The 16,062-nt window shown below is 39.4% G+C and carries 8 protein-coding genes; 7 read left to right on the top strand and 1 reads right to left on the bottom strand.

What is annotated here, in order from left to right:
- Position 1: 1 nt before the first annotated feature.
- Together ASG14_RS00570 and ASG14_RS00565 are read left to right on the top strand one after the other, a co-directional pair.
- A complete protein-coding gene (locus ASG14_RS00570) occupies positions 2-1,492 on the top strand; it encodes a regulatory iron-sulfur-containing complex subunit RicT (protein ID WP_082491274.1) in 1,491 nt (496 codons plus the stop codon).
- Positions 1,461-1,946: a gliding motility lipoprotein GldH gene (locus tag ASG14_RS00565; protein WP_056869132.1), complete on the top strand. Its 486-nt coding sequence runs from the start codon at positions 1,461-1,463 to the stop codon at positions 1,944-1,946. The genes ASG14_RS00570 and ASG14_RS00565 overlap by 32 nt, the downstream gene beginning before the upstream one ends.
- A 170-nt stretch (positions 1,947-2,116) precedes the next feature.
- Here ASG14_RS00565 and murF read toward each other — a convergent pair whose 3' ends face one another.
- A complete protein-coding gene (gene murF / locus ASG14_RS00560) occupies positions 2,117-3,418 on the bottom strand; it encodes a UDP-N-acetylmuramoyl-tripeptide--D-alanyl-D-alanine ligase (protein ID WP_200940300.1) in 1,302 nt (433 codons plus the stop codon).
- Positions 3,419-3,501: 83 nt separating this feature from the next.
- On the opposite strand from murF, the gene ASG14_RS00555 reads away from it, so the two are divergent.
- From ASG14_RS00555 to ASG14_RS00535, 5 genes are all read left to right on the top strand, one after another.
- Positions 3,502-5,997: a M14 metallopeptidase family protein gene (locus ASG14_RS00555; protein WP_056869131.1), complete on the top strand. Its 2,496-nt coding sequence runs from the start codon at positions 3,502-3,504 to the stop codon at positions 5,995-5,997.
- Between the two features lie 255 nt (positions 5,998-6,252).
- Positions 6,253-9,402, top strand: coding sequence for a SusC/RagA family TonB-linked outer membrane protein (locus ASG14_RS00550; RefSeq protein WP_082491272.1), 3,150 nt, complete (start codon positions 6,253-6,255; stop codon positions 9,400-9,402).
- A gap of 20 nt (positions 9,403-9,422) precedes the next feature.
- Positions 9,423-10,964, top strand: coding sequence for a SusD/RagB family nutrient-binding outer membrane lipoprotein (locus ASG14_RS00545; protein WP_056869129.1), 1,542 nt, complete (start codon positions 9,423-9,425; stop codon positions 10,962-10,964).
- Positions 10,965-11,173: 209 nt separating this feature from the next.
- Complete coding sequence (locus tag ASG14_RS00540) at positions 11,174-14,149, top strand: SusC/RagA family TonB-linked outer membrane protein (RefSeq protein ID WP_056869128.1); 2,976 nt, start codon at positions 11,174-11,176, stop codon at positions 14,147-14,149.
- A 35-nt stretch (positions 14,150-14,184) separates the two neighbouring features.
- Complete coding sequence (locus ASG14_RS00535) at positions 14,185-15,666, top strand: RagB/SusD family nutrient uptake outer membrane protein (RefSeq protein ID WP_056869127.1); 1,482 nt, start codon at positions 14,185-14,187, stop codon at positions 15,664-15,666.
- The last annotated feature ends 396 nt before the right edge of the window (positions 15,667-16,062 follow it).

Genomic DNA, 16,062 nt, shown 5'->3' with positions numbered 1-16,062 from the left:
TATGGGATGTGGAAGTTGTTCAACAGGTGGTGGTTGCACCCCTAATGGATGCAAAAGTAATGGCTCATGCGGCACCGGTGGTTGCCAAACAATGGAAGTTCACGATTGGTTATCCAACCTGGATATGCCTTCTAGCTATAAACCTTTTCAGGTTACAGAAATAAAATTTAAAGGCTCCAGAAAAGAGTTTTTTCTAAATAACGATAACATTTACCTCGAAATTGGAGAACTTGTTGCGGTTGAAGGTCCGACAGGCGGCTTCGATGTAGGTCATGTTTCGCTCACCGGCGAACTGGTAAGGGTGCAAATGAAGAGGCGTAAAACGCCATTAGACCAGGTAACAAAAAAGATTTACCGTAAGGCTACAGAAGCCGATGTGGAAAAGTGGAACGCGGCGAAAGAAATGGAATGGGAAACCATGCATAAAGCCCGCAAGCTTGCACTCGATTTGCGCTTATCAATGAAAATAAGCGATGTAGATTATCAGGCAGACAAAACGAAGGCTACGTTTTTTTACACCGCTGATGGTCGTGTAGATTTTCGCGAGTTGATTAAAAAAATGGCCGAAAGTTTTCGCATCCGCATTGAAATGCGCCAGATTGGTATGCGCCAGGAGGCCGGCCGTTTAGGCGGAATAGGTTCTTGCGGCCGCGAATTGTGCTGCTCTACCTGGCTTACAAATTTTAAAACGGTTTCAACAGCTGCTGCCAGATATCAAAACCTTTCTTTAAACACTTTAAAGCTCGCCGGACAGTGTGGTAAGCTTAAATGCTGTTTAAATTATGAGCTTGATACTTATTTAGATGCTTTAAAAGACATTCCCGACAGGATTGAAAACCTGGATACAGAGGCAGGCTACGCCCGTCATCAAAAGACTGACATTTTTAAAAAAATTATGTGGTTTAGTTATCAGGGTGATGAAAACTGGATTCCGGTTGCTGCAGCCCGCGTTAAAGAAATCATGGCAATGAACAAGGCGGGTAAGAAAGCGCCTAATCTGAAAGAAGAGGCCGTGCAAATTGCGGCGCCGGTTGTTGTGGAAAAATCTTTTGATTATGAAAATGTTGTTGGTCAGGATAGCTTAACGCGTTTAGATGAGCGTTCAAAAAACAGAAATAACAACCAGAACAGAAATCAGAAAAACAACAGAAACAACAGCAATCAAAATAGAAGAGATCGCGTTCAGGGTGGTGATAAGCCTGCAACCGCAAGGCCTCAAAATCCAAATCAACAGAAACCTCAGCAAAACGGTCCGAAACCTCAGCAACAAGCTGGTCAAAAATCGCAGCAGCAGGGTTCCAGACCTCAGAATAATCAAAAACCGCAACAGCCGCAGGCGCAAAAACCCGTAGTTAAGGCCGAAGGTGCGCCTTTGGTGGCCGGCGAGAAAACAACTGAGCAAGCCAGAAATAGAAACAAAAACAACCGAAGGAAAAACAATAACCGCAGAAATAACAACAATGGTTCTGATAATAAACCGGCTGCAGAATAAGCACGTTGCGCTTATTGGTTTCTTGCTTTTTGTTACTTTCCTGGCGGGATGTAGTTCCAGCGTGGTTGACAGTAATGCCGAGATTCCTGAAAGGAAATGGACTTACCGAAACCACCTTTTAGTTCCATTCGAAATCAAGGATAACACTAAGCCATATAACATCTATTTTAAACTTAGGCATACCTCAGAATACCGGTATGCCAACATTTTCGTTTTGGTTCATTTTAAAGATGGGCAAAATAAAGTAACAAAGCGTTATCAATTTAAACTCGCTAAAAATGATGGCGAATGGCTTGGCAGTGGTTCTGGAAACGTTTTTAATTATACCTTCCCGTTGTTTACGGATTTTCGTTTCGCCCACAACGGCAAGTTTGAACTAGAAATTGAACAGAACATGCGTGATAATCCGCTTTTAGAAGTTAGCGATATTGGTGTATTGGTTGAGCCAAAGTAATGTGCTAACCGTTCAATTTGCATTTACAGAAGGTTATAGATTTCTATTTTTCTTAGCAGTATTCATTACTTATTTTTGTTCTCCTGATTTCGAAAAAAACCACAGGTCGTTTTAATTTGCGTTTTGTGCAAATCGGTTCCATCGCCGTTACTAATTAAGTTGGCATGTGTTTATAAGTATGCCAATAAACTTTCGAGCTTCATTCCCCTCGAGCCTTTCAATAATATCAACGCATCCGATATTTTATTGGTTTTGAGGTAGTCTGCTGCCTCATCTGGTTTTTCAAAAAAGACTGCATTATAATTTTTGCTTAAAGCATAAAAATATTTGCCGATAAATATGATTTGATCCAACCCTGAGTTCATTGCTTGTTCTGCAATCCGTTTGTGTTGTTCCTCAGATTCGGGCCCAAGCTCAAACATATCGCCTAAAATGGCCACTTTCCTATTTGCCGTTAGTACAGCGATATTGGCAAGTGCTGCAGCCATACTGCTCGGGTTTGCATTATAAAAATCGCAAACAACAGTGTTAGTTTCTGTTTTGATTAACTGCGAACGGTTGTTTTTTGGATGGTAGTTTTCTAATCCCCTGTTAATTTCTTCCGGTTCCATATCGAAGAAATCGCCGATACAAATTGCGGCCAGAATATTTTCGAAATTGTAGCTTCCTGTTAAATGAGTATATACGGTTGATAACACTTCATGATTGGTCCATTCAACAGAAATAAAAGGATCGCTGCTTTGTAACTTTCCTTTAATTGTATTCCCGTTTTCAGTTCCATAAAAAATCAACTTAGATAAGCCGGCAGCCTCACTCATTTGCATTAAATGGGAATTATCTCTGTTGATGAAGGTATAGCCATGATTCGCTTTTAGATAGGCGTATAATTCTGCCTTCCCTTTTTTAACGCCCTCGAAACCGCCAAAGCCATCTAAATGCGCCATGCCTACATTGGTAATAACGCCATGGGTTGGTTGCGCTATAGTACAAAGCAACTCAATCTCTTTTTGATGATTGGCGCCCATTTCTATAACAGCAACTTCCACATCATTGCGAATGGATAAGATGGAGATTGGAACCCCAATGTGATTGTTCAAATTGCCAAATGTGGCGAAAGTTTTATACCGCTCGGCCAACACTGCGTTAATCAGCTCTTTGCTTGTGGTTTTTCCATTGCTGCCCGTAAGTCCAATCACCGGTATGCTTAGCTGTTTCCGGTGGTGCTTTGCCAAAGCCTGCAATGCCGTAAGTACGTCCTCCACCAGCAGGCAGTTTCCTGCTTCCGAGTATTCTGCTTCATCAACAACCGCAAATGCGGCACCCTTTTCAATGGCCTGCGCCGCAAATGTATTTGCATTGAAGTTATCGCCCTTTAATGCAAAAAAAATACAACCTTCAGCAATATTGCGTGTATCGGTAGAAATTACCGGGTGTTTTAGGTAGTGCTCGTATAATTCTTCGGTTGTAATCATGCTGATTTAAAAATATTTCGGGTAAAATTAAGCTTTCGCAGGAACAAAAAACAAAATTAGTACATTAGATAAAATTATCCATTATGAAGAAACTTTTTACCATTTGTTTATCTGCTATTTTCTCCGTTGTACTTGCTCAGGCACAGGTAAAATCTCCCGATGAATTTTTGGGTTATGAGCTTGGGGTTCATTTTACACCACATCATAAAGTAGCTGAATATTTCAAACAAACAGCTGCTGCGGCCTCAAATGTTGTAAAGTTAGTTGAGTATGGAAAAACGAATGAAGGCAGACCGCTTATGGTTGCCATTGTTTCTTCTGCAGAAAATATTAATAAGCTTGAAAAGATTCAAAAGGATAATTTGTCGCTCGCGGCCGGTACAACTAATGCGGTAGATGTCCGCTCGCAGCCTGCTATCCTCTGGCTAAGCTATAACGTTCACGGCAATGAAGCAAATTCTATGGAAACGGCCATGAAAATGCTTTATAATTTAGCTTCCGGAAAAAATCAGCAGGCCAGTAACTGGCTAAAAAACACGATAGTATTTATAGATCCTTGTCTAAATCCGGATGGAAGAGACCGATACGCAAATTATTTTAACAGTGTTGTTGGCGAAAAACCAAATTCAGATCCATCATCAAGAGAACACATAGAACCATGGCCAGGTGGCCGGCCGAACCACTACTACTTCGATTTAAACCGCGACTGGGCGTGGCAAACGCAAATCGAAAGCAAGCAAAGACTGGCACTTTACAATCAATGGATGCCTCAGGTACATGTCGATTTTCATGAGCAAAGCTATAACGACCCTTATTATTTTGCTCCTGCTGCAGAACCTGTGCATCAAGACATTACGCCCTGGCAGAAAAGCTTTCAGGTTGTAGTTGGTAAAAACAATGCGAAATACTTCGATGAGCAAGGTTGGCAATATTTTACCAAAGAACGTTTCGATTTACTATACCCATCTTACGGCGATACTTATCCCTTATATAATGGTGCAATTGGCATGACGTACGAGCAGGGCGGTATTAGGGCAGGTTTATCCGTTGTTACAAACGATGGAGATACCTTAACATTGAAAGATCGCATCGCACATCATTACACAACAGGCATGTCGACTTTAGAAGTTACCTCCCAAAACCACGATAAGCTTTTAGAAGAATATAAAAATTATTTTCAGCAATCGCTTACCACAGCACCTGGAATTTACAAAACCTATATCATAAAGCCTGATAACCTTTCGAGGTTGAAAAAATTGGCGGAACTATTGACAAAGAACAAAATTGAATTTGCATACGGTGGCGATAAAACCGGAAGGGGTTATGATTACGATTCTAAAAAGGAAGAAAATTTCACTTTAGGCAGAAATGATTTAATTGTAAATGTTGCGCAGCCGAGGGCCGTGCTTGCTAATGTTTTACTCGAGCCACAAACCTTGGTAACCGATTCGAACACTTATGATATTACTGCCTGGGCCCTGCCTTATGTTTATGGCTTAAAAGCTTATGCATCAAAAGAAAGTATAAAAGGAAAATATGACAACATCGAGGAGCGCAAAATCACTTCTTCGAATCTGGATAAACCATTAGCCTGGCTATTTGGTTGGGGAAACAGTGAAGATTTGCAATTGTTGGTGGCATTACAGAAAGAAAATATAAAAGTACGGCAAGCAGATCAACCGTTTTCGGTAAGTGGCAAAGATTATCCCGCAGGTACGCTTATCGTTTTGCGTGTAGAAAATGAGAAGGGAATAAAAGACCTCAAAAGCAAGATTGCTAAAATTTCGAACGAGCTCGAAAAACCCGTTCAGGCGATATCGACCGGTTTTGTAGATAAGGGCAAGGATTTTGGCTCTTCTGTTTATCCAATTTTAAAACAGCCAAAAATTGCGATTGTATCCGGAAATGAAGTTTCATCACTTGCCTTTGGAGAAGTTTGGTACTATCTGGAGCATGATCTGGGCCTAACTCCGAATATAATCAATGCCAGAGACATCAATAATTTAGACCTCAGCAAGGTAAATACCTTAATTCTTCCCGATGGAAATTATGGAAGCTTTATTGATGAAGGTTTAAAAAGCTGGATAAACAGGGGCGGAAAGTTAGTTTTAATGGAAGATGCCATCGAAAGTGTGTTGGAGAAAAAGGGATTTGATATCAAAAAGAAATCGGCTGTAGTAAAAAAAGACGAAAAACCGGAGGCAAGCAAGCTTTTATTTAAAGACAAAGACCGCGATGACTATGAGAATACCATACGGGGTGCAATTTATAAAATCAATTTAGACGCTTCTCACCCATTCGCATATGGCATCGGGAAAAATTACTATACCTTAAAAACAGACCGAAAAATTTACGAACCCTTAGCAGAAGGCTGGAACGTTGGTCAGCTAACCGACAAAAGTTTAATGGCAGGCGTTGTTGGGAAGAAAGTGCGGGAAGACTTAAAAACCGGCCTGCTTATCGGTGTTCAGGATGCAGGAAAAGGTTCCATTGTGTACCTCGCGAACGACCCATTATTTAGGAATTTCTGGGAAAATGGTAAAACCCTGTTCGGAAATATAATTTTTTGCAGCTATTAGGCCGTTTCTTTTGTGGAAATATTCTTCTGTTTTCCAGAGCGAACATTTTTTAGGGAAAAAACTAAAAAGATTCCCAAAACATTTAACTAATTATTAAGTTGCTTTCTGCCTCATTTTTTTTTAATTCATTTGCAGGCCTTTTTTAGGCCTGCAAATGTTAAATGTTAAAATTTGTTAAAAATAAATTTGGTGTTATTGCCAACTAACTATATTTTAGCACATTATTACTAATCATTAACTAACTTTTTTACAAACATGAAAAAACTTCTACAAAGTTTGTTCATACTTATGTTCGTTGCTGTAACAGCGATGGCACAAGATCGAACAATCACAGGTACGGTTACTTCTCAGGACGACGGCTTGCCAATCCCGGGTGTAACTGTTAAAGTAAAAGGCACTCAAACTGGTGCTGTAACTGCAGCAAACGGAAAGTATTCCGTAGCTGTTCCAGCCGGAGCGACTCAATTAGAATTCTCATTTCTTGGTTTTGCAGTTCAAACGAAAACTATCGGATCATCTACTACTGTAAATGCAGCTTTGGTTGCCGATTCTAAAACATTAACCGAGGTTGTAGTTACGGCAGTGGGTATCGAGAAAGATAAAGCATCTTTAGGATATTCTGCTGATGTGGTAAAAAGCCAGGATTTAACCAATGGTAAACAAACTAACTTAATTAACGGTTTAACAGGTAAAACAGCCGGTGTTCAGATTGGCCGTTCAAGTGGTGGTGTAAATACTGCAACTCGTATTACAATGCGTGGTATCAGATCATTACAGGGCGAAGGTCAGCCATTATTCGTTATTGACGGTATTCCAATTGACAACTCTGCTAACCAGCCATCTTCAAGTTCAGCGAACCAGGTGGATGTTGGTAATCGTGTTGGCGATATCAATCCGGATGACATCGAATCGGTGACGGTTTTGAAGGGCGCAAATGCTGCTGCATTGTACGGTTCTCAGGGTGTTAACGGTGCGATTGTAATCACAACCAAAACCGGTAAAGACGCAGCAATGCGCAACAAAAAAATGGAAATTAACGTTGTTTCTACCTTCCAGATTGATAACGTTCAGAAATTGCCACAACTTCAAAATGAATTTGGTTCAGGTTACGAAAACGGAACAGGAAATCCTGCAATTTATGATGAAATTGAAAATACAAACTGGGGTCCTAGATTAGACGGCTCTATGGTACAATCAGGTCCAACTTTAGCGAACGGTAACAAATTGATGATACCTTATAGCGCAGTTCCTGATAACGCTAAGAATTTCTTTAACACAGGTACTAACATTCAAAACTCTGTTTCATTTCAAGGTGGTAGCGAAAAAGGGTCATTCTATGCCTCGCTTTCTGATAACCAGGTTAAAGGTGTAGTTCCAAATGATAAGTTTAGAAGAAACACTTTTAAATTCTCTGGGTCTACCAAACTTGCAAATAACTTCAATGTAAGTGCAAATGTTAGTTACAATAAAAATTTAACTAATACTTCATTCGTTGGTCAGGGTAACAATGGTGTTATTAGTGACGTGCTTAACGTGAGTCGTCAAATCAATCTTGAAAATTTCAAAGATTGGAGAAATTATGAATTTGCGACTACGCAAGGCTTCTTTAACGGTTATCAGCCAAACCCATACTACGCTTTAGACAATAACAGGTTTAACGATAATTTGGACAGAGTGTTAGGTAGTATCCAAATGGGCTATGACCCATACAAATGGTTAAACGTAACTTGGCGCTTAGGTACCGATTATGCTTCTACAAGAAGAAAGCAGACTTTCGAAAAAACTGTTTTCGGAACAGGTCAACGTCCTACAGCAACTCCGGGTGCTATTATTGAAGATGCATTTTCTAACAGAATCATGAACTCAGATTTATTATTGACTTTCAAAAAAGACCTTAATAAAGATTTTAATGCAACTTTAATTTTGTTAAACAACGTACGTCAAACAGACAGTCGTAACCTGACAGCATCAGCGAGTGCAATTTCAACTCCAGGTTTCTTTAACCTATCTAACCGTGTTGGTGAACTGGGTGGTGGCGAATCAATTAACAAAAAACGTTTAATTGGTTGGGCTGGTGATTTAACAATTGGCTATAAAAACTTTTTATACTTAAACGGAACGTTGAGAAATGATATTTCTTCAACACTTCCAAAGGATAATAACTCATATTTTTATCCATCAGCAAGTTTAAGTTTCATACCTACAGAGGCAATTAGCTCACTAAAGGACAACGATATCCTTTCTTATGCAAAAGTGAGAGCAAGTTTTGCAAAGGTGGGTTCGGATGCTAATCCTTATAGTTTGGTTCCAACTTTCGGTGCTGCCGGTGGTTTCCCATTCGGTTCATTAGCAGCTTTTACACTATCTAATACAACACCTAATCCAAATCTTAAACCAGAGTTTACAACGTCTTACGAAGTAGGTACTGAATTATCTTTCTTCAAAGATAAATTAGGATTAGACTTTACTTATTACGATACGAAAACTGACGGACAGATCATCAATATCGGTATCCCTTCTTCTACAGGATTTACAGCTGCAACCGTAAATGCGGGTGTTGTAACTAATAAAGGTATAGAGGTTGCATTGAAAGGTAGCCCTTTCAGAAATCGTGATGGTTTCTCATGGAATTTCAGCGTAAGCTACACACACAACAAAAACGTTGTTGAATCACTATACCAAGAGTCAAAACAATTATCACTTGGCGCTGGAGACCCAGTTCCGACCGCAATTGTTGGTCAGCCGATATCTTTGGTAGGTTCTGCTTATCTGAGAGATTCACAAGGTCGTGTTGTTGTCGATGCAACTTCAGGTTACATCAGATTAGACCCTACGTTAAGAAACTTAGGTCAGGTGAATCCTAAACATATTTTAGGTTTCAACAATACTTTGTCTTACAAAGCCTTCACGTTGTCAACCACGCTTGATTTCAGATCTGGTAACGTGATTTACTCAGGTACGAAAAATACGTTAACCTTCACCGGTTCTACTTTAGAGACTACTCAATATGGTAGAGAGCGTTTTATTTATCCAAACTCAGTAATCGAAACTTCGCCAGGTGTGTTTACGCCTAACACAACTGTTAGAACACGTAGTGGTAACTTTGATTTCTGGTACGGTAACTTTAATAGCTTTGCAGAATCAAGCATTGTTGATGCTGCATTCTTAAAACTGAGAGACATTTCATTAAGCTACGCATTACCAAGCAAATTATTAAACAGAACACCATTCGGTAAAGCTAGCTTAGCGATATCAGGTGCTAATATTTTACTTTGGACTCCAAAATCTAACGTTTACATAGATCCTGAGGCGAGCATTTTCGGTACAAACAATTCTCAAGGAAGAGAGTTTACAAGTATTCCTTCAACAAGAACATTTGGTATCACTTTAAATGCTACGTTTTAGTATTTTAAATAATTAAGAATATGAAAATTAGACATATCATAAAGGGAATAGCCTTCTTATCGTTAACATTAACGGTAACGAGCTGTGAGAAGAATTTTTTGGAAATCAACGACAATCCAAACACCCCTACAACCACAACCCCTGAGTTGGTTTTACCAGCGGCATTAACCAATACTGGTGCAGCTGTAAATAACAACTTAAATATCCTTGGTAATCTTTTAACAGGCAACTGGGCGCAATCTCCAGATTTCTTGTTCTATCAGCCACAGGAAACTTATCAGTTTACTCCAGGTACATATGATGCTGTTTGGACTTCGTTATATGCTGGTGGATTAAATGACTACAAGTATGTAGAAACACAGGCAACTGCTGCCGGTAAAAAAAATGCGGTTGCAATCTCTAAAATAATGCAGGCATATAACTTCCAGTTACTTGTTGATACCTGGGGAGATGTTCCTTATTCAGACGCACTTAAAGGTACCGCATCTACAGCTCCAAAGTATGACAAAGCTGAAGACATTTATGACGGTATTTTAGGTTTATTGGATGCTGGTATCGCAAGTATAAATACGGCAGCTGGCGCTGACAACCCATCAGGATCGAGTGATATCGTTTTCGGTAGCGGCTCTGTAACAACTTCAATGGGCAGGTGGTTGAGATTCGCAAACACACTTAAGTTACGTGTATTGTTAAGACAATCTTTAACTCCATCTCGTGCAGCTAAAGTAACCGCAGGATTTGCAACGCTAGCTGGTCAGTCATTTTTAGGTGCTGGTGAAAACGCAGCGGTAAACCCTGGTTACATTAACCAGGCAGGTAAATTCAATCCTTTATATGGCGCCATCGGTTTTGCCGTTGCAGGAACTGAAACTTCAAACTATCAGGCAACAAGAGCAAATAAATATGCTGTCGACTTTTTATCATCTGCAACTGACCCTCGTATCGGTCTTATCTACAGACCTGCTGTAGCACCAATTCCTGCAACTCAGACCTATACAGGTGTTTATCCGGGAACAACAGCAACGCCAACAACTAAAAAAGATAACTATTCTGCAGTTGGTGCTGGTGTTTTACCTTCGAGTGCAAACAACGGCTTTGCAAAGCCCGCATATTTGTTAACGGCAGCAGAGGGATATTTTTTACAAGCTGAAGCTTATTTAAAAGGTTTCCTTCCAGGTGGTGCAGCGGCAGCACAAGCGGCTTATCAGGCTGGTATCGACGAATCATTTAAGCTATTGGGTTCAACTGCAGCAGCAGCTAATACTTACTATACAAATTCAACCCAGCCACTTGTTAACTGGGCAGTAGCTGCAACTGCAGGCCGTCAGTTCGAAGCTATTATTACTCAAAAATGGATAGCGAACAATGGTTTTAACGGTAATGAAGCTTGGGCTGAGTATCGTAGAACTGGCTTCCCAGCGAACATTCCGGTGGGCTTAAATAACTCAAGCGGTGGAAGGTTGCCATTACGTCTTCCTTATCCACAAAATGAAATTGCTTCGAATGCAGCAAATGTACCGCAGATTAATATTTTCACTTCGAAAATATTCTGGGAGAAATAACACAAACAGTTTTTAAGTAAAAGGGCAGGTTCGTTAGAATCTGCCCTTTTTTTGTGGAAAAAACGACAATACTAAACAAGTAACCGAATCAAATGTTCGTCATAATAATGTCATTTGAACCTTCTTTGTGTTAAAAATTTGTTAAAAAAATGTAAATGCATACTATATTTAGATTTTTAATAAACTAATATCAAACTAACTTAAATTTCATGAAAAAACTTTTACAAAGTTTGTTCGTGTTGATGTTTGTTGCGGTAACTGCAATGGCTCAAGAACGAACAGTAACTGGTACGGTTACCGCGAAGCAAGATGGACTACCAATTCCAGGCGTGACCGTAAGAATCAAAGACACGAAGATAGGGTCTACGACAAACGGTAACGGACAGTATTCGCTTAAAATTCCTGCTGGCTCAGTGCAGTTGGAGTTTTCTTCAATCGGATATATGCCTGTAACGAGAACCTTGGCTGCTGGCGCCAGTTCAGTAAACATCTCATTAGAAGGCGACAACAAAGATTTAGATGAAGTTGTGGTTACTGGTTATGGGTCTGGAAGAAGAGTTTCGTCTTCTGTAGGGTCTGTTGCTACTGTGAGTGCAAGAACAGTTGAAAACAAACCTGTTGCTAACGCATTTGATGCATTGCAAGGTAAGGTTGCTGGTTTACAGGTTTTTACATCTTCTGGTGAACCATCACAAACAGCAAGTATTAGATTACATGGTGTTGGCTCTTTAGGCGCTAGTAGTGCACCATTATTCTTGTTAGATGGTATTCAGGTTGATGAGAGCAGTATATTGAACATGAACCCGAATGATATCGAAGCGGTTTCTATATTAAAAGATGCTTCTTCAACTTCAATTTACGGCGCTCGTGCAGCAAATGGTGTAGTTTATGTTACTACAAAACGAGGCAGAATTGGTTCGGATGCAGTAATTACCGTACAAGGACAGTATTCAGTGGCGAACCCAGCAAGCGATAAATTTTACAGAAATTTCTTAAATACTGCTCAATTAAGTCAGTTACAAATTGAACAAGGATTAAGAACGCCGGCTGCAACAGCTGCTCTATTAGCTCAATATCCTAATGACACAAAGTGGTATGACTACTATTACAAAAAGGATGTTCCAACCTATCAAACTGATGTTACGGTTTCTGGTGGCGGCGGCAAGACTGCTTATTACATCTCTGGAAGTTTTTATCAGGGCGAAGGTAACCGTTTCCGCTCGGGCTTTGACAGATATACACTTCGTTCGAATTTAACCTCAACTTTAAATAATTATATTAAAATTGGCTTAAACTTATCGGGCGGTTCATCAGATACTGAAACTAATGGATTGGCTACGAATGACACCAATGGACCATTAGCATTATTGGCTCAACCCTGGTTTTCACCATATGATGCGAATGGAAATGAGTACTATGGTACAATTATTCCAGGTTGGGGCAGATACAGTCCAAGATATATTGCTGATAACACACCATATAACAGAAACAGATTAACATTTAATCCAACTGGTTTTGTAGAGATTACTCCTGTAAAAAACTTAACAATTAAATCTCAGGGGGGTATTGATGGTTACATTGATAGAGAAACAAGTGCTAGATTAGCATCAGACGTTCGTTTCCCTGGAGCAGGTACATTATCTGAATATTACTCTAGAAGAATTAATAAGACAGTTACTAACACGATTGAATACAAATTTTCTTTAGATAAGCATAATTTCACTGTTCTCGGCGGGCAAGAGTACGTGGATGGCATAACTCAGGAGTTTGGTGCAAACACAAGCAGACTTCCAAATGATAACCTTTTTATTCTTCAGAATGGAGATGCATCTAACAGAGGTGTAAGTTCGTTTAAGAGCGAATATACATTCAAGTCTTTATTCGGTAGATTAGAATATAATTTTAATAACAAATACTTCCTTGACGCTTCAGTTCGTGAAGATAAGTCGTCTCGTTTTGGTGCAAACAAACAGACAGCTACCTTTTGGTCAGTTGGCGGTATGTGGAGAGCAAAACAAGAAGAGTTCTTAAGGAATGTAGAGTGGTTAACTGATTTAACAGTAAGGGCAAGTACAGGTACAAGTGGTAATTCGTCAATTGGTAACTACGAGAGTTTGGCAACTGCTGCAGGTAGTTCGAATTATAACGGTCTTCCAGGTGTTTCTCAGAATGCTCCGGGTAATCCAGATTTAGGGTGGGAAAAACAACAGAAAACTACAGTTGGTTTTAAAGCGGCATTTTTGAATAAAATCCGCCTTGATGTTGAGTTTTACTACCGCGAAACAAGCAGTCAGCTAATTAACGTTCCACAGGTTTATACCACAGGATATTCATTGGTGAGAACCAATATTGGTGCTTTACAAAATAAAGGTGTTGATATCACTTTGGATTTTGACGTATATACTAACGATAAGCACAATGCTTTTGTAACGCCATACATCACTGCAAACATGAACAGAAATAAAATAACCGAATTGTTCCAGGGTAAAAATTACTATGTAAACCCAGGTACCGGTGTTTTATGGGCAATTGGCGAACCAGTTTCTTATGTTTATCCAATGTGGGCAGGCGTTAATCCGAGTAATGGTTTACCTCAATGGTATATTCCTAATACTGGTGATGCAAGTGTACAAACAAGGACTGATGCTAACGCTGTAACCAGTTCGTTTTCTGCTGCTAATTTACAGCAAAACACAGGTATTCAAAGGTATGCCTGGTTAAACGGAGGGTTTGGTGTTAATGCAGGTTATGAGGGAATTTTCTTAAATATTGATTTTACTTATTCTAAAGGTAAGTACATGATAAACAACGATAGATATTTCTTTGAAAACCCAACTACTTTTTCAGGTTTTAACCAAGCCACAACCGTTTTAGATTATTGGAAAACGCCAGGTCAAAATGCAACCTTTCCAAATTTAACACAACAGTTTACACAATTCGATAGTAGATTAATTGAAGATGCTTCATTCCTTAGATTGAAGAACTTGCAACTAGGTTATAATCTTCCTAAATCTATTCTTGAAAAAACAAAAGCAATTAAAGGCGCCAAAATATTCTTCCTATCAAGGAATCTGTTAACATTTACAAAATATTCAGGTCCAGATCCAGAGGTTGATTCAAACTTAGCTTTGGGCTCAAATCCTAATACAAAACAAGTTGGATTTGGCTTACAATTGACTTTTTAATAAATAACAAAAAATACTTCACATACAATAAAGTTATGAAAAAAATAATTTTAGGATTAGTTGGGTTGGCAGTGACTTTAACAGTGATTACATCTTGTAAGAAACTGGATTTAAAGCCATATGATGCCATTGACATCGCAACTGGCTTCAATACTGTTCAGGATGCAAAATACTGGAATTCAGGCTTGTACTCTGCATTGAGGGCTCGTACTTACGGAACATACAATGTTCCACAAGAGGTTCAGGGTGACCAGTTAAATGCATCTGGTGATTTCGGTAACAGAAATGGTGCTTTCCACCGTTGGGGTGCGTTTTTAAATGCAGATGATTTTTCTGGCGTTTATCAAGGTTACTATAGTGGCTTGTCTAACGTAAATGTTATGATAAAAGGCTTCGAGCAAATTCAGGCAACTGCAGGCGCTCAAACTGACAGTTTGAACACTTACAAAGCGGATGCTAGAATGATGAGAGCATATTATTATCATGAATTAGCTGTGAGATATGCGAAAGCATATAATCCTGCAACGGCCGGAACTGATTTAGGCGTTCCTTTGCTAACTGAATTTGATCTTACCGTTAAGCCATCTAGAGCAACTCTAAAAGCGGTATACGATCAGATTTTAGCAGATATTGCAATAGCGAAAACTTTGAACAAAAGAGCAAATGTTAAGGGTGCAAGATATTTTACGCCTGATGCTGTTTTAGCATTTGAAGCGAGAGTTAGATTAGCCATTCAGGATTGGGCCGGCGCATATGCTGCTGCAAGTACACTAATAGCTTCTGGCAGATATCCTTTGTACAATACTGCTGCTGGTTTGAAATCATATTGGGCAACTGATGCAAGCCAGGAGGATATTATGCGCATAAACGCAACATTAACTGAACCGGTTAATACAAACACCATCTACTTGGGCCTTAATGGAGCAGGAGGTTTTTTCCAACCTGATTTTATCCCAACACAAACGGTAGTAGACAGCTATGACAATGCAGATATTCGTAAAAATGTATACTTTGAACAAAAACTTATTCAAATTCAAGGTGTACGATATAACAATGTTTGGTTAGTAAATAAGTTCCCCGGTAACCCAGGCTTGTTTACAACAACTTTCACGAATTACCAGAACGCAAATAAAGTTTTCCGTATAGGTGAGGTTTATGCAATTGCAGCAGAAGCAGCTGCAAATCTAAACGATACTCCGAATGCATTAACCGCCCTAAATGGTTTACGCCAGGCTCGTGGTTTAGCTGGATTATCTGGTTTATCAGGCGCAACGCTTACAAATGAAGTTAGAGCGGAGCGAACCCGTGAGTTGAATTTCGATGGTTTCCATCTGTGGGATTTAAAGCGTTGGGGATTAGGTTTTACAAGGGGCGCTGCACAAGTTCCTGCAGCTGTTCAGCAAAGTACAGGCTTTACAGGCTTAACCATTGCGGCGGCTGATCCTAAATTTATTTGGGGACTACCAACAAATGATATCATCTTAAATCCAAACCTGGTTCAAAACCCAGGTTGGTAATATAATTTCTTATTAAACCCCCGATGTAAAACGTCGGGGGTTTTTTTTTGGACTGAAAATTAATACGCATCTCAATAATTTGCAAATACGGTTTATTAATCTTTAACATTAAGGCCGTAAAAGGTGACGGTAAATCTCTGAAGCCTTCACTAACGCTACTATTTCTCGAAGTTTAGATGATAGAGTGGAACTGGCGCCAGGCAAACCGGTAAAAGAATGCGGATATGATCCTCAAATATGGCTCAAGTAGCTAATAAGGTGGTGATTTTACAAAAAGGTGCAAGTTTTTCGCTGGCGTTAATTCATTGTCCTCGCTTTTGCATTCAATTTTCAAATTTATTGAGGCGAAATCCTTTAAATCCTACTTAATCAGTAGCATTTCTTATTGTAAAATTT

It is taken from the genome of Pedobacter sp. Leaf194 (assembly GCF_001423945.1).
Taxonomy (GTDB): domain Bacteria; phylum Bacteroidota; class Bacteroidia; order Sphingobacteriales; family Sphingobacteriaceae; genus Pedobacter.
Note: the sequence above shows the minus strand (reverse complement) of the source record. Positions and strands in the feature narration are given on the sequence as shown.